This window comes from Intestinimonas massiliensis (ex Afouda et al. 2020) (genome assembly GCF_001244995.1).
Lineage (GTDB): Bacteria > Bacillota > Clostridia > Oscillospirales > Oscillospiraceae > Intestinimonas > Intestinimonas massiliensis.
In genome coordinates this window covers 695670-715469 of the sequence record NZ_LN869529.1, presented here as the reverse complement: position 1 = coordinate 715469, position 19800 = coordinate 695670, and the positions used below count along the sequence as shown (strand labels likewise).

Here is a 19800-nt window from a genome sequence, read left to right as displayed (position 1 = left end):
TGCGGGAACTTTTATCATGGAGGCGATCTTATGTCTGAAGCGTTTCTCCGGGCCGAGATGCTGCTGGGCTCCGAAGCTATGTCGGTCCTGTCCGGCGCCCATGTGGCCGTGCTGGGCCTGGGCGGCGTGGGCAGTTGGTGCGCCGAGGCTCTGGCCCGCACCGGCGTGGGGGCTCTCACTCTGGCCGACCACGACACGGTGGGGCTCTCCAACCTGAACCGGCAGGCGGAGGCGCTCCACTCCACCCTGGATCAGCCCAAGGCTCAGGCAATGGCCGCCCGGGTGCGGGACATCAACCCCGCGTGCCGGGTTACCCCCCTCTCCTTTCTCTATTCCGCCGAGAGCCGGGAGGAATTTTTTGCAGGGCAGTTCGACTATATTGTGGACGCCATTGATCTGGTATCCTGCAAGCTGGACCTGATCCAGACCGCCCTGGAACGGCAGATCCCCATCCTCTCCGCCCTGGGCACCGGCAACAAGCTGGACGCCTCTCTGCTCCGGGTCAGCGACATCGAAAAGACCGAGGGCTGCCCGCTGGCCCGGGTGGTTCGCAGAGAGCTGCGCCGACGAGGCATCCGTCACCACAAGGTAGTCTGGTCCCCAGAGGAGGCCCGCAGGACGGCTCAGCCGGAATCCCCACCCCCCGGCCGCCGCAGCGTCCCCGCCAGCGTAGTGTGGGTCCCCGCCACCGCCGGACTGCTGCTGGCCAGCGAGGTAGTCCGGGACCTGACCGGCGTCCGGTGACAGCCGCTTTCTTCCTGTGCTGGGAATAAAACATCCCCCCATTGGCAAACTAAGGCCAATGGGGGGATGTTTTTTTATGGAACGAAAACGAGCCTGGCTGGCTCCCGCGGTAGCGGGCGGGCTCGCCGGCATCGCCAACGGCTTTTTTGGCGGCGGAGGCGGCATGGTGCTGGTCCCATTTCTCACCCGGCGGTGCGGGCTGGACCAGCGGCGGGCCTTTGCCACCTCAGTAGCTGTTATCCTGCCGCTGTGCATTCTGTCCTCCGTCATCTACTTTTTCCGGGGTGGGCTGGACCTGACGGCCGCCCTCCCCTATCTGGCGGGCGGCCTCCTTGGCGGCTGGGCAGGCGGCAAGCTCTTCCGACGCGTCAACATGATTTGGCTGCGCCGGGCATTTGCCCTGCTCATCCTCTACGGCGGCGCAAAGTCGCTTTTCGGCCTGTGAGCTGGCTCGTCCCGGTCCTGGCCGGTGCCGCGACCGGTGTACTCTCCGGCTTCGGCGTGGGGGGCGGCACCCTGCTGCTCATCTACATGACCGCCTTTGCCGGGGTGGAACAGCATCTGGCCCAGGGCATCAATCTGCTCTACTTCCTCCCCACCGCCGCCACTGCGCTGCCCGCCCACCTAAAAAACGGTTACGTGGACAAGCCCGCCGCCCTCCCCGCCATCGCGGCTGGACTGGCCGGCACCGCCTTGGCCGCCTGGGTGGCCACCGCCCTGGACGTGACCCTGCTCCGACGCTTTTTCGGGGCCTTCCTGCTCTATATCGGCGTGACCGAGCTGTTCCGGAGGGCCCCAAAGGAGTCCGACTCCGAAACAGATATTCCCCCAGGATCGGCGTAGCGCCGCTACTCCCGGGGTTCCATTCGCTTTCTGGTCAAATACCCCTCCAAAATCAGTGCAGCCGCCACCGCGTCCACATTTTTCCTGTGGCTCTTCATCTTCTTCCCGCCGGCATGAAGGATGGCGTGGGCTTCGATGGTGGTGCGGCGCTCGTCCCAGAGCACCGGCGTCAGCCCCGCCGCCCCGGCCACCTGCTCGGCAAAGGCCCGGTACCGCTCTGCCCGGGGGCCCTCGGTCCCATCCATGTTCCGGGGAAAGCCCAGGACCAGCTCCTCCACGCCGTGCACCCGGACCAGCCGGGCAATCTCCTCCGCCACAACTTCCGGCCTGCGGCTTTGGATGACCGCGGTGTGCCCGGCCAACAGGCCGGTCGCATCTGAAATGGCGATGCCCGTCCGGGCGTCGCCGTAGTCAATTGCCATGATACGCATCATTTCACTCCTTTTTCCTCCATTATCAGGGCAAAACCCCGGATTGTCAATGAAAATTCCCCTTGACGTTTCCCGTCAAATGTGGTACTCTAATCTTACCTATGAAAAGGGCTCTTTTTTTGTGCGCATTTTTACGGTGTATGCGGGCAAAACCCTTCCCCGCCTCAGGCGGACATAGGGAGGCAGACAATGCCGAATCCTCACCGTAGCGTCTCGGCGCCTATGCGCGCCTTACGTTGCTGGATTCGGCGGACAAGGCCGGGTCCGGCGTTTTTTATGTCCGGAAGCGGTCATATATTAAAGGAGGTGCCGAAACATGGCAAAGGCCGGCGCGCGGGTGAAGATCACCCTGAGATGCTCCGAGTGCAAGCAGCGCAACTATGTCACCAACAAGAACAAGAAGAATACCCCCGACCGTCTGGAGCGGAACAAGTACTGCCCCTTCTGCAGAAAGCACACGCTTCACACCGAGACCAAGTGATGAGCTGCGGAAGTGTCACAAGAAAGAAGGGTGTAACTGAATGTCTGAGAACGAGAAGATCGAAAAGGCCACGACGGACGAGGAGCTGACGACCGCGCCCAGCAAGCCTGCGAAGGCTCAGAAGGACAAGAAGGACGATAAAAAGTCCAAGCCCGGCATCTTCCAGCGCATCGGACGCTGGTTCCGCGAGATGAAGAGCGAGCTGAAAAAAGTCGTTTGGCCCAGCGGCAAGCAGACCGTGAGCAACACCATCACCGTCATCGTATGCGTGATCGTGGTGGGCGCCTGCATCTGGATTTTCGACGGTCTGGCCGGCGCCATCGTGCGTGCGCTGCTGGCTCTGGCCGGCAAGGCCTAGGGAGCGGGTCATGGCTGATAGCGCGAAGTGGTATGTGGTCCATACCTATTCCGGTTATGAGAACACGGTCAAGGCCACCATCGAAAAGCATGTGGAAAACCGCAACATGCATGATCTCATCGACGAGGTGAAGATTCCCCTGGAAACCGTCACCGAGATCACCGACAACGGCCCCAAGGTCGTGGAGCGCAAGGTGTTTCCCGGCTATGTGCTGGTCAAGATGATCATGACCGACGAGTCCTGGCATCTGGTCCGCAACGTCCGCGGCGTCACCGGCTTTGTGGGCTCCGGCACCAAGGCCATCCCCCTCACCGAGGACGAAATTTCCGCCTTGGGTGTGGAGAAGCGGGAAGTGGTGGTCGCCTACGCGGTCGGCGATACCGTCAAGATTACCGACGGCGCTCTGGAGTCCTTCCTTGGTGCCGTGGAGGAGATCGACCTGGACCGCAGCAAGGTCCGCGTGGTCGTATCCATGTTCGGACGGGAGACCCCGGTAGAGCTGGAGCTGGACCAGGTGGAGCCCGTCCAAAGCTGAACCCGGGCGCGTAACGCGCCCTCCCCCCGCACGTGGGAGGAATCCGTACCGGATTCCGTCCGACCACATTTATTCGTAGGAGGTGCTCATTGTGGCACAGAAAGTAACTGGTTACGTAAAACTGCAGATTCCGGCCGGCAAGGCGACTCCCGCTCCTCCCGTCGGTCCCGCTCTGGGCCAGCACGGCGTGAACATCGCCGCCTTTACCAAGGAGTTCAACGAGCGGACCAAAAATGACGTGGGCCTCATCATCCCCGTGGTCATCACCGTCTATGCCGACCGTTCCTTCACCTTCATCACCAAGACCCCTCCCGCCGCCGTGCTCATCAAAAAGGCGTGCAACCTCGAGTCTGGTTCCGGCGTCCCCAACAAGACGAAGGTCGCCACCATCAGCAAGGAGGACGTGCGCAAGATCGCCGAGACCAAGATGCGCGATCTGAACGCCTCTTCCATCGAGTCCGCCATGAGCATGATCGCCGGCACCGCCCGTTCCATGGGCGTCGTGGTCGGAGAATAAGGGAAGGAGGGAAATACGATGTTTAGAGGTAAGAAATATCAGGACAGCGCAAAGCAGATCGATAAGGCCATGCTGTATGACACCGCCGAGGCCATGGATCTGGTGGTCAAGACCGCTCCCGCCAAGTTCGACGAGACCGTGGAGCTCCACGTGAAGCTGGGCGTTGACTCCCGTCACGCCGATCAGCAGGTCCGCGGCGCCATCGTCCTCCCCCACGGCACCGGCAGGACCCAGCGCGTGCTGGTCTTCGCCAAGGGCGACAAGGCCGAGGCCGCCAAGGCCGCCGGCGCCGACTTTGTGGGCGAGATGGACATGGTTCAGAAGATCCAGCAGGAGAACTGGTTTGATTATGACGTGGTGGTCGCCAGCCCCGACATGATGGGCGTTGTGGGCCGTCTGGGTAAGATCCTGGGCCCCAAGGGCCTGATGCCCTCTCCCAAGGCCGGCACCGTCACCCCCGATGTGGCCAAGGCCGTCACCGAGATCAAAGCCGGTAAGGTGGAGTATCGTCTGGATAAGACCAACATCATCCACTGCCCCATCGGTAAGGTCTCCTTTGGCGCCGAGAAGCTGGCCGAGAACTTCAGCGCTCTGATGAGCGCCATTGTCAAGGCCAAGCCCGCCGCCGCCAAGGGTCAGTATATCAAGAGCTGCGTGGTGGCCTCCACCATGGGACCCGGCGTCAAGGTCAACGGCGCCAAGCTGATGTAAGGTCCGGTATTTTCCAAGGAACATACCCTGGCTTAAACTTGCTCTGTTTTTCTTGACAAGCCGACCAAAAGCTGATATATTATATTTCGCGTTCCAGAGACAGCAGGTGGGGTCATTCCCCGTAAATCCTGCCGAGGAAGCCAGTCGAATGTTTTTTCGTGCTGTCTTCATGTCTTGGACGTGAAGACAGCACTTTTTTGTGCTTTTGACGGAGGTGAAACAATATGCCGAATGCAAAGGTACTCAGTGAGAAGCAGGCCATCGTGGCCGAGTTGACCGAGAAGCTCCAGGGGGCCGCCGGCGGCGTCCTCGTGGACTATAAGGGCATCACCGTGGCTGAGGATACCGCTCTGCGCGCCGAGATGCGCAAGAACGGCGTGGACTACGCGGTCGTCAAGAACACCCTGACCCGGTTTGCCGTAAAGAACGCCGGTCTGGACGAGCTGGAGCCCGTCCTGAACGGCACCACGTCTCTGGCCGTCTGCGCCAATGACCCCGTGGCTCCCGCCAAGGTGGTGGCCGAGTTCGCCAAGAAGATGAACGGTCAGAAGTTTGTCATCAAGGCCGGCTTCGTGGATGGCAAGGTCATCGACGTGGCCGGGGTCAATGCGCTGGCCGAGCTGCCCAGCAAGGAAGTCCTGCTGTCCATGCTGCTCAGCGCCATGCAGGGTCCCGTCCGCGGTCTGGCCGTCTCCCTCGACGCCACCATCAGCGGTCTGGCCCGCGCACTCCAGGCCGTCGCCGATCAGAAGGCCGGCTAAGGTACGTGCTCTTTTTCCCAGGTTGCTCAAATGAAACAAAACAACATTTTGGAGGTAAATATCATGGCTAGCGAAAAAGTTACTGCTATTCTGGAAGAGATCAAGGCTCTGACCGTTCTGGACCTGTCCGAGCTGGTCCACGCCATCGAGGATGAGTTCGGCGTTTCCGCCGCCGCTCCCGTAGCCGTCGCCGCTGCTGCCGCTCCTGCCGCCGCTGCTGCTGCTGAGGAGAAGACCGAGTTTGACGTCGTCCTGGCTGAGATCGGCGCTGAGAAGATCAAGGTCATCAAGGCCGTCCGCGAGATCACCAGCCTGGGCCTGGCTGAGGCCAAGGCTCTGGTCGAGGCCGCTCCCAAGGCCATCAAGGAGGGCGTCTCCAAGGATGAGGCCGAGGAGCTGAAGAAGAAGCTGGAAGAGGCCGGCGCCAAGGTCGAGCTGAAGTAAGTTTCTTTCCCCTGTATAAAAAGAGGTCCGTACCCATTGGGTACGGACCTCTTTTTATACAGGCACCTCCAGCGCTGTGAGCACGAAGCGCTGAAGCCGCTCCCCCACCGTGCGCTGATAGGACTCTCCGGTCAGCTCGTTGTTGGAGATGATCCGCACGCCTACGCAGGGCACGTCGAAGCGGGCGCACACCTCATAGGCCGCCGCGCTCTCCATATCCTCACAGCACTCCCCCGCCCGCTGCCGGAGCCACAGGATACGGTCGATCTCCCGGTTGAATACGTCGCCGCTGCCCAATCGCCCCGAAACTCTCGTCCCCTGCCAGGGGGCTTTTTCAAACAGCGCCGCCCAAGCCGGGTCCGCTTCATACACCGGGAATATCCGCTGCCCGTCGTCGTGGAGGTGAAATTCCCAGTCGAAGGGCGCCGAGCCCTCCCCCCTGTTCCGCATCTGCGTCTTGAGATCGTGGATGTGGATGCAGCTCCGCCCTACTACCAGGTCTCCTACGTGCAGGTCCTCCCGGTGGGAGCCGGCAACGCCCTGATTGATCACAGCCCGGGGACGGAAGGCTGTGGCGCCCAGGGCGGTGGCGGCGGCGCACCGAATGGTGCCGATCTCCGTCCGGCTCACCACCAGATCCAGGGCTCCGCAGCGGCCCCGCCAGAAGCGAAAGCCGCCTGTCACCGTCTCCTCCCGCGCTTCCAGCCGGGAAACCAGCCAGTCGGTCTCCACATCCATGGCCCCCTGAATGAGGATGGGTCCCTTCATGTCCGTCCCGCCTCCCACTTGCCGTACAGCCGCCAGGCCAGCCAGCCGCAGAACAGGCCTACGGCACAGCCCGCCAGCACGTCAGTGGGAAAGTGCACCCCCACATACAGGCGGGAAAAGGCCATCAGCACAGCCTGAAGGATGCACAGGCCCTTGAGCCAGCGCCGCTCCACAAACCGCGCCCACACCGACCCCGCCGCGAAGGCGGCGCAGGTGTGTCCCGAGGGAAAGGAGAGCGGGTCGTTCTCTACCACCAGATGGGTGAGCCCCTCCACCACCAGCCAGGGCCGGGTCCGGCCCACCAGGTGCTTGAGGACCACGTTCGTGCACAGCAGACCCAGCAGCAGCGCCACCAGAGCCCAAAAGCCCATGCGTCTGGTCCGCGGGACCAACAGCAGGGCCAGAGAGATCCCCACCCAGACCAGCCCGGCGTTGCCCAGTTGGGTAAACAGCGTCATAAACCCGTCGAGTACGGGCAGGCGCAGGACTTCCTGTATCCACAGCAAAACGGCCCCGTCCAAGGCCTGAATATACTCCAGCATCCTATGCCTCCAGAGAAAGCAGAGCGGGGGCCAGCCATGTGCCCCCGCCCTTCGTATGGATTGTTCCAGATACCCGGGTCCGCAGGCTCACCCCTCCTGGGTCTCCCAGCCGCAGGTGAGAATGATGCCGTCGATCACCTCAAAATGCGTGGTCTTGACGATGTGACGCTTGCCCACCCGGACCTCCTGCGAGCCCACCTCGTTGGTGACGGTGTTGGCCACATGGGCCTTAATGGTGAACACCAGATCTACGGTATCCGGGTCCACAGGCAGGACCAGACTGCCGTCGTTGTTGGCGCTCAGGGTGGCATTGGCCTCGTGGGGCGTGGCGGTAACGTCGGTGACCCAGGCGGTCACCATCTCGCCGTTGGCCATCAACTGGTCGCCCTCCTCGGACGCCTCCACAAATGCCTTCACACTCTCGTAGACCTCCGGCTTGATGGCGTCGCACTCCACGGTGTAGGTAAGCACCGTAGTGCCACCGCCGGCATTCTCGGCCCGGTGGGTGGCCTTATAGCCCACCAGCGCCACCGCGGCGATGAGCAGAAGTACGACCAGCAGATCAATGATGTTCAGCCTGCCAAAAATTTTTCCCTTTTCATCCACGACTTTCATGGGATACCTCCGTTTGTTTTTCTGCGAAGGGACGTTGTCCTCTTTTTATTTGACCGTCTTACCGAACTATTGTATAATATTTTTGTCTGCGTTACAAGTACTTTTTGGAGGCCCTCGGCATGAAAGTCATTCATCTCATCAGCGGCGGCGACAGCGGCGGCGCCAAAACCCATGTGCTCTCCCTGCTCCAGAACCTGTCCAGGACCATCGAGGTGGACATGGTCTGCTTCATGGAGGGACCCTTCGCCCAGGAGGCGCGGGAGCTGGGCATCTCCACTCAGGTCTATTCCGACCGCAATGTGCTCCGCACCCTCCGCCTGCTCAAGCAGAAAATCCGGGAGGGCGGCTACGATCTCATCCACTGTCACGGTGCCCGCGGGAATATGATGGGCGCCTTTCTGCGCAAATCCACCGGCCTGCCGGTGGTCACCACCGTCCACTCCGACTACCGCCTGGATTATCTGGGCCGACCCTTCTCCCGCGTCACCTACGGCACCATCAATACCCTCGCACTGCGGCGGCTGGATTACCGCATCGGCGTCTCCGACGCCATGGTGGATCTGCTCATCTCCCGGGGCTTTGACCCGGACAAGCTCTTCCCCATCTACAACGGCATCGACTTCACCCTGCCGCCCCCCGCCCTGGACCGTATGGCCTATCTCCGGTCCGTGGGCCTGGAGGTTGACGAGACCTCCGTGGTGGCGGGCATCGCCGCCCGCCTCAACCCGGTCAAAGATATCGCCACCCTGATCCGCGGCTTTGCCAAGGCCCATGCAGCCTGTCCCCAGCTCCGGCTGCTCATCGCCGGGGACGGCGAACAACTGGATATGCTCAAGGGGTTAGCCGCCGAGCTGGGCGTGGCCGGGCAGGTCTGCTTCGCCGGCTGGGTCACCGACACCAACACCTTCTATCAGTCCCTGGACATCAATACTCTCACCTCGCTGTCCGAGACCTTTCCCTACGCCCTCACCGAAGGGGCCCGGGCCTCCCTGCCAACCATCAGCTCCCGGGTGGGAGGTGTGCCCTACCTCATTGACCACGGGGTCAACGGGCTGCTCTTCTCCCCCGGCGATGCCGACGAGCTGGCCCGGCACCTCGTCGCCCTGGCCCGGGACGCCACTCTGCGCCACCATCTGGGCCAGCGCCTGCACCAGAAGGCCGTGGAGGAATACGCTCTGGAGTCCACCGTCCGCCGTCAGCTCGACATCTACGAGATCATCCTGCGCCGCCGGCAGCGGCCCCATCACAGCCGGGACGGCGCCCTGGTCTGCGGGGCCTATGGCCGCGGCAACGCCGGCGACGACGCCATTCTGGAGGCCATCGTGGCTGAGCTGCGGCACCTGGACCCCGATCTGCCCGTGTGGGTTCTCTCCCGCAGTCCCCAGGACACCCGGCTGAAATACCGGGTCAACTCCATCTACACCTTCGGGGTCCCCAAATTCCTCTGGCGCATGGCCCGCACCCGTCTGTATATCAACGGCGGCGGCTCCCTGATGCAGGACGTCACCAGCCACCGCTCCCTGTGGTTCTATCTTTTTACCATCTCAGCCGCCAAGCGCCTGGGCAACCAGGTCCTCATGTACGGCTGCGGCATCGGCCCCATTCACCACCCCTCCAACCGAAAGCGGGCCTCCCGGGTGCTCCAGAAAAGCGTGGATGCTATCACCCTGCGGGACACCCATTCCCTTTCCGAGCTGGAGGACATGGGGGTGACCCGGCCCGAGATCGTCCTCTCCGCCGACCCTACTGTCATTTTGCCCGCCGCCGAACCCGAGGTCATTGACGGGATGCTGGAGAGCCAGGGGCTGGACCCTCACGGCCGGTATATCGGCTTTACCCTCCGCCCCTGGCCCGGCTTTGAGGAGAAGGCCGAACTCTTCGGGCGGGCGGCGGACTATGCCTGGGAAACATACGGCCTGACTCCGGTCTTTCTGCCCATCGAAAAGCGGCTGGATGTGGAGGCTTCCCGGAAGGCGGCCGCCTATATGAAGGCCCCCCACCACATCGTCGAGGATACCGGAGCTTCCGACCACACCATCGGCCTTTTCGCCCGGATGCAGGTGGTGGTCTCCATGCGCCTGCACGCCCTGGTCTTTTCCGCCGGACAGGGCGTCCCGCTGGTGGGCGTGGTCTACGACCAGAAGATCAGTTCCTTTTTGTCCTATATCGGCCAGGATCTGTTCACCGACCTGGGCGAGCTCACCTACGAGCGCCTCACCGGCCAGATTGACGCCGCCGTACGGCGCATCGGAGATATCCAGTTCCTCTCCGGCGGCGTGGAGCGCCTGCGCCAGGTCGAGCGCCGCAACAGCGAGACGGCGGCCAAGCTGCTGGGTCTCGCCCCGCCGAAACCCTGATATCCACGGAGGTCCTCCCCTTGAAACAATACGTTGTCCTCTCCCACGAGCCCTGGCAGGCCATCCCCACCCGGACCCAGCAGCTCGTCACACGGCTGAAGCGCGCCCAGGTCCTCTTCTTTGAGCCCGCCGGCTCCAAGGAACGCAAACAGGGCAGGCAGGTCCGCCCGGGCGTATTCCTTTACACGCTGCCCCCCGCCCCCGTGGTGCCGGAGCGGGCCTCCCTGCTGTTTCGCCGGGCCTGGCGGCGGCAGGCCAGCCAGGTGCTCCGGGCCATGAGTCGCCACAGCTTCCGGGACGCCGTGCTGTGGACCACCTCCCCCGCCCAGTTCCATCTGCTGGACTACCTGGCCTATCAGGGCCTGATTTACGACTGTGGTCGGGACTGGTCTCATCTGCCTCTCCACTGGGAAGGCGATCTGTCGGCGGCGGCCGACGTGGTCTTTGCCGCCTCCCCCTACCTGCGGGACCGGCTCTCCCCCTGCAACGCCAACATCGCCCTCATCCCCAACGGAGTGAATTTCCCCATGTTCTGCCGGACGGACCTGGATACTCCCCCGGAGCTGTCCGGCCTGTCCGGCCCGGTGCTGGGCTGGGTGGGTGCGGTGGATGCCGCCCTGGACCTGGCCCCCGTGGAGTACGCTGCCAAGGGCCACTCCCGCTGGCAGTTCGTGCTTGTGGGTCCGGTGAGCGACAATCCCCGACTGACCTACCTGCGCGAGCTGCCCAACGTCCATCTGCTGGGCCCCCGGCCCATGGTGGAGGTCCCCGACTATCTGGGCCGCTTTGACGTCTGCCTGGACCTCCAGCGCCGGGACCGGCTGGACAGCGACGTCATTCCCCGGCGTATCTACGAATATCTCTCCACCGGCAAGCCCATCGTCACCATGCTCCTGCCCGAGCAGGTGGAGGAGTTCCCCGATGTCATCTATGGCGCCCACTCCCTGGAGGAGTATGACCGCATGTGCGCAAGCGCGCTGGCCGAGGACCCCACCTGGGTCTCCCCCCGCCGGAGAGACTACGGTTCCGCCGCCGCCTGGTCCCGCCGGGCGTCCGAAATTCAGCGCATCCTCAGCGGCATCGGCCTGTACTGACGGTTCAACGGCAAGAATCGCCAAGGCAGGATTCCGAATCGCAGGGGATGTTGTGTAAGCCTACGAAATTAATTTTCCGCCCTTGTAAACCCGTGTAAAATGGGATAAAATTTTGTTCGAATACGGACGAAGGAGTGCGGAAATGGTGCTTTTTCTGTACATCTCCCACGGGAATGGTCAGGGCGTTTGCAAGGGCCTCAATGCGTCCAATTTCAATCGGTAACCGATCGGCAGGTCATCTGTTTTTGCGGATGGCCTGCTTTGTTTTGTTTTTTAGGAGGGAAACAGCATGTGTAAAAAAGTTGCCGTAGTCATGGGCTCTGACCGTGATCTGGAGGTCATGAAGCCCTGCATCCAGCGCCTCAAGTCCTTTGAAATCCCCGTGGAGGTCCGGGTTATCTCCGCCCACCGCACCCCCGCCGCTGCGGAGCAGTTTGCCTCTGCCGCCCGGGCAAACGGTTTCGGGGCCGTCATCGCCGCCGCCGGCAAGGCCGCCCATCTGGCCGGCGTCATCGCCGCCTACACCACCCTGCCTGTGATCGGCGTCCCCATTCAGACCTCGATGATGGGAGGTCTGGATTCCCTGCTGTCCATGGTCCAGATGCCCAAGGGCATCCCCGTGGCCTGCGTGGCCGTGGACGGCGCCGACAATGCCGCCATCCTGGCCGCCCAGATGCTGGCCCTCTCGGACGAGGCGCTGGCCAATAAGCTCACCGCTTTCAAGGCCCAGATGGCCGATGAAGTTTCCCAAAAAGATCAAAACATGCAGATGGAGGAGTTTTAAGATGGCTTACGAGAAGAAGGAGCAGCTCTACGAGGGAAAGGCAAAGAAAGTGTTCGCCACCGGCGACCCCGAAGTGGTCATCGTCTCCTATAAGGACGACGCCACCGCCTTCAATGGCCTCAAGAAGGGTACCATCACCGGCAAGGGCGCCATCAATAACCGCATGACCAACAATCTCATGCGCCGGCTGGAGGCACAGGGCGTACCCACCCACTATGTGGAAGAGCTGTCCGACCGGGAGACTGCCGTGAAGAAGGTCTCCATCGTACCTCTGGAGGTCATCATCCGCAATATCTCCGCCGGCTCCTTCGCCAAGCGCTACGGCGTGGAGGAGGGTATCGTGTTCGACGAGCCCACCATTGAGTTCTCCTATAAGAATGACGACCTGGGCGACCCCCTGCTCAACACCTATCATGCCCTGGCCCTCAAGCTGGCCACCCAGCAGGAGATCGACCTCATCCAAAAGTACGCCTTCATGGTCAACGATCTGCTCAAGGGCTTCATGAAGGAGATCGGCATCGACCTGGTGGACTTCAAGCTGGAGTTCGGCAAAACCAGCGACGGCGCCATCGTGCTGGCCGACGAGATCTCTCCCGATACCTGCCGTCTGTGGGATGAGACCACCCACGAGAAGCTGGACAAGGACCGTTTCCGCCGGGATCTGGGCGGCGCCGAGGAGGCCTATGAGGAGGTCATGCGCCGTCTGATGGGGGATCGGTGATCCATGGGGGGCTTTTTTGGCGCAATCTCCAAGCGGGACTGCGTGCTGGACCTTTTCTTCGGCGTGGATTACCACTCCCACCTGGGCACCCGCCGGGGCGGAATGGCCATCTACGATGAGCGCGACGGCTTCCAGCGGCAGATCCACAACATTGAGAACACCCCTTTCCGCACCAAGTTCGAAAAGGACCTGGCCGATTTCCACGGCCGGTCCGGCATCGGCTGTATCAGCGACACCGACCCCCAGCCTCTGCTGGTGCGCTCCCACCTGGGCCTTTACGCCATCACTACCGTGGGCATCATCAACAATGCCGACAGGCTGGTGGAAACCTATTTCTCCGACCACGGCCACCAGTTCATGGCCATGAGCTCGGGAAAGGTCAACGCTACCGAGCTCACCGCCGCCCTCATCAATCAGAAGGACGACCTGATCTCCGGCATCCGCCACGCCCAAGAGGCGATCGACGGCTCAGCCACCATCCTCATCCTGACCCAGGACGGCATCCTGTGCGCCCGGGACCGCCTGGGCCGCCTGCCGGTGCTCATCGGCAAAAACGAGGACGGCTGCTGCGTCTCCTTCGAATCCTTTGCCTATCACAAGCTGGGCTATGAGGACGCCTATGAGCTGGGTCCGCAGGAGATCGTCCGGGTCACCGCAGAGGGGTGGGAGACCCTCTCCCCCGCCGGAACGCAGATGAAGATCTGCGCCTTTCTCTGGACCTATTACGGCTACCCCAACTCCAACTACGAGGGGGTCAACGTGGAGGTCATGCGCTACCGCAACGGCGAGATCATGGCCCGGGACGAGGTGCAGCAGGGCCGCTTGCCCAAAGTGGACTATGTGGCCGGCGTCCCCGACTCCGGCGTCCCCCACGCCATCGGCTTTGCCAACCGCAGCGGCAAGCCCTTCGCCCGCCCCTTCGTCAAATACACCCCCACCTGGCCCCGGTCCTTCATGCCCGTCAACCAGGACGTGCGCAACCAGGTGGCCAAAATGAAGCAGATCCCTGTTCCTGAGCTCATTGAGGGCAAAAAGCTCCTCTTTGTGGACGACTCCATCGTCCGGGGCACACAGCTTCGGGAGACGGTGGAATTTCTCTACGAGTCCGGAGCCGCCGAGGTCCACATGCGCTCCGCCTGTCCCCCTATCATGTACGGCTGCAAGTTTCTGAACTTCTCCCGCAGCAACTCCGATATGGAGCTGCTGGCCCGAAAAACGGTGCAGGAGCTGGAGGGGGACGAGGGGCAGGAGCACCTGGACGAATACGCCGACGCCTCCACGCAGAGGGGGTCCTGTATGCTCCAGAGCATCTGCAAGACGCTGGGCTTCGACTCCCTGGGCTATCAATCCCTGGACGGCCTGCTGGAGGCCATCGGCATCGACCGCGATCAGATTTGCACCTACTGCTGGACAGGAAAGGAATAACGACCTATGAAAAATTCTCACTCCGAATCCTATGCCGCCGCCGGTGTGGACGTCACTGCCGGCTATGAGGCCGTCAACCGCATCAAGCCTCTGGTGGAATCCACCTACATTCCCGGCGTCATCGGCACGCTGGGCGGCTTCGGCGGGCTTTTTGCCCCCAATCTGGAGGGCATCCAGAAGCCTGTCCTGGTCTCCGGCACCGACGGCGTGGGCACCAAGCTGAAACTGGCCTTTGTCCTGGACAAGCACGACACCGTGGGCATCGACTGCGTGGCCATGTGCGTTAACGACATCGTCTGCTCCGGCGCCGCCCCCCTCTTTTTCCTGGACTATCTGGCCGTGGGCAAAAACGTGCCTGAGCGCGTCGCGTCCATCGTCTCCGGCGTGGTAGAGGGCTGCCGCCAGGCTGGCTGCGCTCTCATTGGCGGCGAAACCGCCGAGATGCCCGGCTTCTATCCCGCCGACGAGTACGATCTGGCCGGGTTCTCCGTGGGCATCGCCGATCAGGAGAACATGTTGGACGGCTCCACCATGCAGGAGGGCGACCTGCTGGTGGGCCTTGGCTCCTCCGGTGTCCACTCCAACGGCTTCTCTCTGGTCCGCAAGGTGCTGGGCGAGGACGCCAAAACCCTGAACACCCATGTGGCCGAGCTGGGCTGCACCCTGGGCGAGGAGCTGCTCAAGCCCACCCACATCTATGTCAAGGCCATCCGGTGCCTGCTCAAGCACGGAGTCCACATCCGCGCAATCAGCCACATCACCGGCGGCGGCCTTTATGAAAATGTGCCCCGCATGATGAAGCCGGGCCTCACCGCCCGCATCGAGACCGCCTCCTTCCCCGTCCCCCCCATCTTTGACCTGATCGCCAAGCAGGGCAAGATCGATTCGCGGGACATGTATAACACCTTCAATATGGGCGTGGGTCTGGTCATCGCCATCCCCAGAGATGAGATCGGCAACGCCAAGAACTTCCTCTGCCGCGCCGGGGAGCGAGCCTACATCATCGGCTCGGTGGTCAAGGGCGACGAGGGCGTCGTGCTGGTATGAAGAGGATCGCCGTACTCGTCTCCGGCGGCGGCACCAATCTCCAGGCTTTGATCGACGCGCAGGGGGCCGGAGCCATCCAAAACGGGACCATCGCCGCCGTCCTCTCCTCTTCCCCCACCGCCTACGCCCTGGAGCGGGCCGCCGCCGCCGGTATCCCCGGCTATGTAGTGGCCCGGCAGGATTTCCCGGGCAATCGGGAGATGACCCGCGCCATCGTGGAGCGGCTCCAGCGCCTGGACATCGACCTGGTGGTACTGGCCGGATTCCTCCACATCCTCACGGAGGAAATGGTGGCGGCCTATCCCAACCGCATCCTCAACGTCCACCCGGCGCTCATCCCCTCCTTCTGCGGTACGGGCTATTACGGCCTCCGCGTCCATGAGCGGGCCCTGGCATACGGGGTCAAGGTGACGGGCGCCACGGTCCACTTTGTCAACGAGGAGCCTGACGGCGGCCCCATCGTCCTTCAGAGGGCGGTAGACATACAGGAGGGAGACACTCCCGAGACCCTTCAGCGCCGGGTGATGGAGCAGGCCGAATGGGTCATTCTCCCTCGGGCCGTGTCGCTGTTCTGTCAGGACCGGCTGGTCGTAAAGGGCCGGACCGTCCATATTCTGCCCGCATGTGAAAAGGAGGAGCCATTATGCTGATTGATCTGAACGAATCCCTCCGCGCCAACCCCTATCCCGGCCGTGGTATCCTGCTGGGCCGCTCTGCCGACGGCGGGAAGGCGGTAATCGCCTATTTCATCATGGGCCGCAGCGAGAACAGCCGCAACCGCATCTTTGAAGAGACGGCCGACGGCATCCGCACCCGGGCTTTTGACGCATCCAGGATGACCGACCCCTCCCTCATCATCTATCACCCGGTCCGGGTGGTGGAGGGGACCACCATCGTCACCAACGGCGACCAGACCGACACGGTGGCCGACGCCTTCCGGCGCGGCGAAGGCTGGGTCCGTGCTCTGCGCACCCGGGAGTTCGAGCCAGACGGCCCCAACTACACCCCCCGCATCTCCGGTATGGTCCGCCCTGACGGCGCCTACCGTCTGTCCATCCTGAAGTCCGCCCAGGGCGATCCCGCCTGCTGCCAGCGGTTCTTTTTCGAATACGACGCCCCCATCGCCGGGCAGGGACACTTTATCAGCACCTATGATGGAGACGGCAGCCCGCTGCCCTCCTTTACAGGAGAGCCCCGGCCCGCGGCAATCACCGCCCCCGACGCCGAGACCTTGGCGGCCGAGCTGTGGCAGAGCCTCCACGCCGATAACAAGGTGTCCCTGTTCGTGCGCTTTATCGACCTGGAGAGCGGCCAGACTGAGACCGTGCTCCGCAACAAGCATCAATAAGGAGGCTTTCGTCATGACCGAACTGGAACTCAAATACGGCTGCAATCCCAATCAAAAGCCCGCCCGCATCTTCATGCAGGAGGGAGAACTTCCTTTACAGGTTCTCAACGGACGGCCCGGCTACATCAATTTTATGGACGCCCTTAACTCCTGGCAGCTAGTCCAGGAGCTGAAACAGGCCACCGGCCTGCCCGCCGCCGCCTCCTTCAAGCACGTCTCCCCCGCCGGCGCCGCCGTGGGGAGCGAACTTACCGACCTGGAGCGGAAGATTTATTTTGCCGAGGGAATGGACCTGTCCCCCATCGCCTCCGCCTATGTCCGGGCCCGGGGCGCCGACCGGCTGTCCTCCTACGGCGACTGGTGCGCCCTCTCCGACGCCTGCGATGAGCAGACCGCCCGCTATCTGGCCCTGGAGGTCTCCGACGGCGTCATCGCCCCAGGCTACACCGACAAGGCCCTGGAGATTCTCCGGACCAAGCGCAAGGGCGGCTACAATGTCATCCAGATCGACCCCTCCTATGTCCCGGCAGAGATCGAACGCCGCCAGATTTTCGGCATCTGGTTCGAGCAGGGCCACAACAGCCTGAAGATCGACGCCGCCATGCTGTCCAATCTGGTCACCGCCAACAAGGACCTGCCCGAGGCGGCCAAACGAGATCTGCTGGTCTCCCTCATCACCCTGAAGTACACCCAGTCCAACTCGGTCTGCTACGCCAAGGGCGGCCAGACCATCGGCGTGGGCGCGGGGCAGCAGTCCCGCATCCACTGCACCCGTCTGGCGGGCAACAAGGCGGACAACTGGTACCTGCGCCAGCACCCCAAGGTCCTGGGCCTCTCGTTTGTGCCGGGCATCCGCCGCCCCGACCGGGACAACGCCATCGACATCTACATCTCCGACGAGTATGAGGACGTGCTGGCCGACGGCGTGTGGCAGAACACCTTCCAGGTCCGGCCGGAGGTCCTGACGCCCGCCGAGCGCAGGGAGTGGATCGCCACCCAAAACGGCGTGTCCGTGGGCTCCGACGCCTTCTTCCCCTTTGGCGACAACGTAGAGCGGGCCCGAAAGTCCGGCGTGGCCTATATCGCCCAGCCCGGCGGCTCCATCCGGGACGACCATGTCATCGCCACCTGTGATCAATACGGCATCGCCATGGCCTTCACCGGCGCCCGGCTGTTCCACCATTAAAACAGCCCCATGAAGGAACACGGGAATGGCCTGACCGGTGCACAGCTTAAATACCTGGCCTGCGTATCCATGGTCATCGATCACGTCGGCATGCTCTTTGCCCCCATGGCGGCGGTCGCAGGCGCCGATGATCTGCTGTACCATCTCTTCCGGTACGCGGGACGCCTGGCCTTCCCGATCTTTGCCTTCTTTGTGGCTGAGGGCTGCCTGCACACCCATGATTTTCGCCGCTACCTGCTCCGCCTGGGGCTCTTTGGCGCGCTGACTCACGTGGTAGCCCTGATCGCCACCGGCGGGCAGAGCGGTAGTGTCATCGCCACCTTCTTCTTTGCCGCCCTGGGAATTTGGTTTTACCGCCTGCTGCGGGAGCGGGGCCTGCATCCGTTTTTCGCCCTCCTCCCCGCCGCCGCTCTGGTCCTGCTGGGCCAGCTCTTCCACGTGGATTACGGCGGCGCAGGCGTGGCCGCCGTGGTGGCCCTTTTCCTCTGCGGTCCCCGTCTGGACCGGCGCCTGCTCTGCCTGGGGCTGGCCATGGCGGCCACCTATCTGGTCCACTTTCCACTGGAGCTGGCGCTGACCGATCGTATCTGGGAAAATGTTTCGTCTTATCTCCCCTGGTTCACCAGCTTTTACCTCCCCTACCAGCTTTTGTGCCTGCTCTGCTCCTGGGCTGCGCTCCCCCTTCTGGCCCGCTACAACGGCCGCACGGGGCGCAGCGGCAAATGGTTTTTTTACTGGTTCTATCCCGTCCATATGGCAGTCCTTTATCTGCTGAGTCTGCTGATATCCTGAATGGAGGTATCCTATGAAAGTCCTCGTGGTGGGCGGCGGCGGCCGAGAGCACGCCATCGTCTGGGCTCTGTCCAAAAGCCCGAAAGTGAAAGAGCTTTACTGTGCCCCAGGCAACGGCGGTATCGCCTCTCTGGCCACCTGTGTCCCCATCAAGGCCACAGACGTGGACGCCATGGTGGACTGGTGCGCCGCCCATGAGATGGATTTCGTCGTGGTCGCGCCCGACGACCCGCTGGCGCTGGGTATGGTGGATGCGTTGGAGGCCAAAGGCATCCCTGCCTTCGGCCCCCGGAAAAACGCCGCTGTCATCGAGGCCAGCAAGGTCTTTTCCAAGGGCCTGATGGCCAAATACCACATCCCCACCGCCCGGTACGAGACCTTTACCGAGCTGGAGCCCGCTCTGGACTACATCCGCCGCCAGGGCGCTCCCATCGTGGTCAAGGCGGACGGCTTGGCCCTGGGCAAGGGCGTGGTGGTGGCGCAGACTGTGTCCGAGGCCGAGGAGGCTGCCCGGAGCATGATGGCCGACGGCAAATTTGGCGCGGCGGGTTCTAAGGTGGTCATTGAGGAGTGCATGACCGGTCCCGAGGTGACGGTGCTCTGCTTTGCCGACGGGGAGCATCTGGTGCCCATGCCCTCCTCCCGGGACCATAAGCGAGCCCTGGATGGTGATCGGGGCCCCAACACCGGCGGTATGGGAGCCATCTCCCCCGCTCCCGGCTACACCCCCGAGGTCGCCCGGCGCTGTATGGAGGAGATTTTCCTCCCCACCATGGCGGCGCTGAAGGCCGAGGGCCGCCCCTTCCAGGGCGTCCTCTACTTCGGTCTGATGCTCACCCCCGACGGCCCCAAGGTAGTGGAGTACAACGCCCGCTTCGGAGACCCGGAGTGTCAGGCGGTCCTCTCCCTGCTGGATACCGACCTGATGGATATCTTCCTGGCCTGCCATGACGGCACCCTGGACAAGCTGGAAATTCGCTGGAAGGCGTCCGCCGCTTGCTGCCTGGTGCTGGCTTCCGGGGGCTATCCCAGCCACTACCAGACCGGCTATCCCATCACCGGGCTGAAAGAGGCAGGCGAGACCGCGGTGGTCTTCCATGCGGGCACCAAGCGGGCCGAGGATGGGCGCATCCTTACCTCCGGCGGCCGGGTACTGGGTGTCACTGCGGTCGGACCTGCGTTGAAATCCGCCATCACCTGTGCATATCACAGCGCAAAGCACATATCCTTTACCGATCTTCATTTCCGGACCGACATCGGCCGAACCTGAGTCATTCCGTGCGCTGCGGCACCGGC

General features: G+C 62.9%; 25 protein-coding genes and 1 other annotated feature. Of the genes, 21 read left to right on the top strand and 4 right to left on the bottom strand.

The features are described 5' to 3' along the window. Nucleotides 1–30 precede the first annotated feature (30 nt). From BN2154_RS07420 to BN2154_RS16020, 3 genes are all read left to right on the top strand, one after another. Nucleotides 31–744, top strand: a complete 714-nt coding sequence (locus BN2154_RS07420; protein WP_050618208.1) for a tRNA threonylcarbamoyladenosine dehydratase — start codon at nucleotides 31–33, stop codon at nucleotides 742–744. 76 nt (nucleotides 745–820) lie between these two features. Further along, nucleotides 821–1189 carry a sulfite exporter TauE/SafE family protein gene (locus BN2154_RS16025; RefSeq protein ID WP_050618207.1) on the top strand — a complete coding sequence of 123 codons (369 nt, stop codon included), beginning with the start codon at nucleotides 821–823 and terminating at the stop codon, nucleotides 1187–1189. Beyond that, nucleotides 1186–1587 carry a sulfite exporter TauE/SafE family protein gene (locus BN2154_RS16020; protein WP_050618206.1) on the top strand — a complete coding sequence of 134 codons (402 nt, stop codon included), beginning with the start codon at nucleotides 1186–1188 and terminating at the stop codon, nucleotides 1585–1587. The genes BN2154_RS16025 and BN2154_RS16020 overlap by 4 nt, the downstream gene beginning before the upstream one ends. A gap of 5 nt (nucleotides 1588–1592) precedes the next feature. On the opposite strand, the gene ruvX is transcribed toward BN2154_RS16020, so the two are convergent. After that, nucleotides 1593–2018 carry a Holliday junction resolvase RuvX gene (gene ruvX / locus BN2154_RS07405; protein ID WP_050619573.1) on the bottom strand — a complete coding sequence of 142 codons (426 nt, stop codon included), beginning with the start codon at nucleotides 2016–2018 and terminating at the stop codon, nucleotides 1593–1595. A gap of 316 nt (nucleotides 2019–2334) precedes the next feature. Here ruvX and rpmG point away from each other — a divergent pair, with 316 nt between their 5' ends. The 7 genes from rpmG (at nucleotide 2335) to rplL (ending at nucleotide 5825) form a co-directional block, all read left to right on the top strand. Next, nucleotides 2335–2499 (top strand): 50S ribosomal protein L33, encoded by a 165-nt coding sequence (gene rpmG, locus BN2154_RS07400; RefSeq protein WP_033119311.1) that lies wholly within the window; start codon nucleotides 2335–2337, stop codon nucleotides 2497–2499. A gap of 40 nt (nucleotides 2500–2539) precedes the next feature. Beyond that, nucleotides 2540–2857, top strand: coding sequence for a preprotein translocase subunit SecE (gene secE, locus BN2154_RS07395; protein WP_050618205.1), 318 nt, complete (start codon nucleotides 2540–2542; stop codon nucleotides 2855–2857). A gap of 10 nt (nucleotides 2858–2867) precedes the next feature. Then, nucleotides 2868–3392 (top strand): transcription termination/antitermination protein NusG, encoded by a 525-nt coding sequence (nusG, locus tag BN2154_RS07390; RefSeq protein WP_050618204.1) that lies wholly within the window; start codon nucleotides 2868–2870, stop codon nucleotides 3390–3392. Between the two features lie 91 nt (nucleotides 3393–3483). After that, entirely contained in the window at nucleotides 3484–3909 is a 426-nt protein-coding gene (gene rplK, locus BN2154_RS07385) for a 50S ribosomal protein L11 (RefSeq protein WP_050618203.1), read from the top strand. Nucleotides 3910–3927: 18 nt separating this feature from the next. Then, nucleotides 3928–4620 carry a 50S ribosomal protein L1 gene (rplA, locus tag BN2154_RS07380; RefSeq protein WP_050618202.1) on the top strand — a complete coding sequence of 231 codons (693 nt, stop codon included), beginning with the start codon at nucleotides 3928–3930 and terminating at the stop codon, nucleotides 4618–4620. Between the two features lie 75 nt (nucleotides 4621–4695). Beyond that, nucleotides 4696–4828: a sequence feature (ribosomal protein L10 leader region), on the top strand. Between the two features lie 16 nt (nucleotides 4829–4844). Then, nucleotides 4845–5381: a 50S ribosomal protein L10 gene (gene rplJ / locus BN2154_RS07375; protein ID WP_050618201.1), complete on the top strand. Its 537-nt coding sequence runs from the start codon at nucleotides 4845–4847 to the stop codon at nucleotides 5379–5381. A gap of 63 nt (nucleotides 5382–5444) precedes the next feature. Next, nucleotides 5445–5825, top strand: a complete 381-nt coding sequence (gene rplL / locus BN2154_RS07370; protein ID WP_050618200.1) for a 50S ribosomal protein L7/L12 — start codon at nucleotides 5445–5447, stop codon at nucleotides 5823–5825. A 54-nt stretch (nucleotides 5826–5879) separates the two neighbouring features. Here rplL and BN2154_RS07365 read toward each other — a convergent pair whose 3' ends face one another. From BN2154_RS07365 to BN2154_RS07355, 3 genes are all read right to left on the bottom strand, one after another. Continuing rightward, nucleotides 5880–6593, bottom strand: coding sequence for a 5'-methylthioadenosine/S-adenosylhomocysteine nucleosidase (locus BN2154_RS07365; protein ID WP_050618199.1), 714 nt, complete (start codon nucleotides 6591–6593; stop codon nucleotides 5880–5882). Then, nucleotides 6590–7135, bottom strand: coding sequence for a phosphatase PAP2 family protein (locus BN2154_RS07360; protein WP_050618198.1), 546 nt, complete (start codon nucleotides 7133–7135; stop codon nucleotides 6590–6592). Before BN2154_RS07360 ends, BN2154_RS07365 begins: the two co-directional genes overlap by 4 nt. 87 nt (nucleotides 7136–7222) lie before the next feature. After that, nucleotides 7223–7750 (bottom strand): DUF4330 domain-containing protein, encoded by a 528-nt coding sequence (locus BN2154_RS07355; RefSeq protein ID WP_050618197.1) that lies wholly within the window; start codon nucleotides 7748–7750, stop codon nucleotides 7223–7225. Between the two features lie 119 nt (nucleotides 7751–7869). Between BN2154_RS07355 and csaB the strand changes: the two genes are divergently transcribed. From csaB to purD, 11 genes are all read left to right on the top strand, one after another. Further along, nucleotides 7870–10107, top strand: a complete 2238-nt coding sequence (gene csaB / locus BN2154_RS07350; protein WP_050618196.1) for a polysaccharide pyruvyl transferase CsaB — start codon at nucleotides 7870–7872, stop codon at nucleotides 10105–10107. A gap of 20 nt (nucleotides 10108–10127) precedes the next feature. Then, nucleotides 10128–11201, top strand: coding sequence for a glycosyltransferase family protein (locus tag BN2154_RS07345; protein ID WP_242853715.1), 1074 nt, complete (start codon nucleotides 10128–10130; stop codon nucleotides 11199–11201). A 289-nt stretch (nucleotides 11202–11490) separates the two neighbouring features. Then, nucleotides 11491–11985, top strand: a complete 495-nt coding sequence (purE, locus tag BN2154_RS07340; protein ID WP_050618195.1) for a 5-(carboxyamino)imidazole ribonucleotide mutase — start codon at nucleotides 11491–11493, stop codon at nucleotides 11983–11985. A gap of 1 nt (nucleotide 11986) precedes the next feature. Beyond that, entirely contained in the window at nucleotides 11987–12706 is a 720-nt protein-coding gene (purC, locus tag BN2154_RS07335) for a phosphoribosylaminoimidazolesuccinocarboxamide synthase (protein WP_050618194.1), read from the top strand. A gap of 3 nt (nucleotides 12707–12709) precedes the next feature. Beyond that, nucleotides 12710–14131, top strand: a complete 1422-nt coding sequence (locus tag BN2154_RS07330) for an amidophosphoribosyltransferase (protein WP_050618193.1) — start codon at nucleotides 12710–12712, stop codon at nucleotides 14129–14131. A gap of 6 nt (nucleotides 14132–14137) precedes the next feature. Then, nucleotides 14138–15178, top strand: coding sequence for a phosphoribosylformylglycinamidine cyclo-ligase (gene purM / locus BN2154_RS07325; protein ID WP_050618192.1), 1041 nt, complete (start codon nucleotides 14138–14140; stop codon nucleotides 15176–15178). Further along, nucleotides 15175–15828 carry a phosphoribosylglycinamide formyltransferase gene (purN, locus tag BN2154_RS07320; RefSeq protein ID WP_050618191.1) on the top strand — a complete coding sequence of 218 codons (654 nt, stop codon included), beginning with the start codon at nucleotides 15175–15177 and terminating at the stop codon, nucleotides 15826–15828. Before purM ends, purN begins: the two co-directional genes overlap by 4 nt. Beyond that, on the top strand, nucleotides 15819–16526 hold the full coding sequence (locus BN2154_RS07315) for an IMP cyclohydrolase (protein ID WP_050618190.1): 708 nt from the start codon (nucleotides 15819–15821) through the stop codon (nucleotides 16524–16526). Before purN ends, BN2154_RS07315 begins: the two co-directional genes overlap by 10 nt. Nucleotides 16527–16539: 13 nt before the next feature. Next, complete coding sequence (locus BN2154_RS07310; protein ID WP_050618189.1) at nucleotides 16540–17712, top strand: phosphoribosylaminoimidazolecarboxamide formyltransferase; 1173 nt, start codon at nucleotides 16540–16542, stop codon at nucleotides 17710–17712. A 9-nt stretch (nucleotides 17713–17721) separates the two neighbouring features. After that, a complete protein-coding gene (locus BN2154_RS07305; protein ID WP_050618188.1) occupies nucleotides 17722–18504 on the top strand; it encodes a TraX family protein in 783 nt (260 codons plus the stop codon). Between the two features lie 13 nt (nucleotides 18505–18517). After that, nucleotides 18518–19774 carry a phosphoribosylamine--glycine ligase gene (purD, locus tag BN2154_RS07300; RefSeq protein WP_050618187.1) on the top strand — a complete coding sequence of 419 codons (1257 nt, stop codon included), beginning with the start codon at nucleotides 18518–18520 and terminating at the stop codon, nucleotides 19772–19774. The last annotated feature ends 26 nt before the right edge of the window (nucleotides 19775–19800 follow it).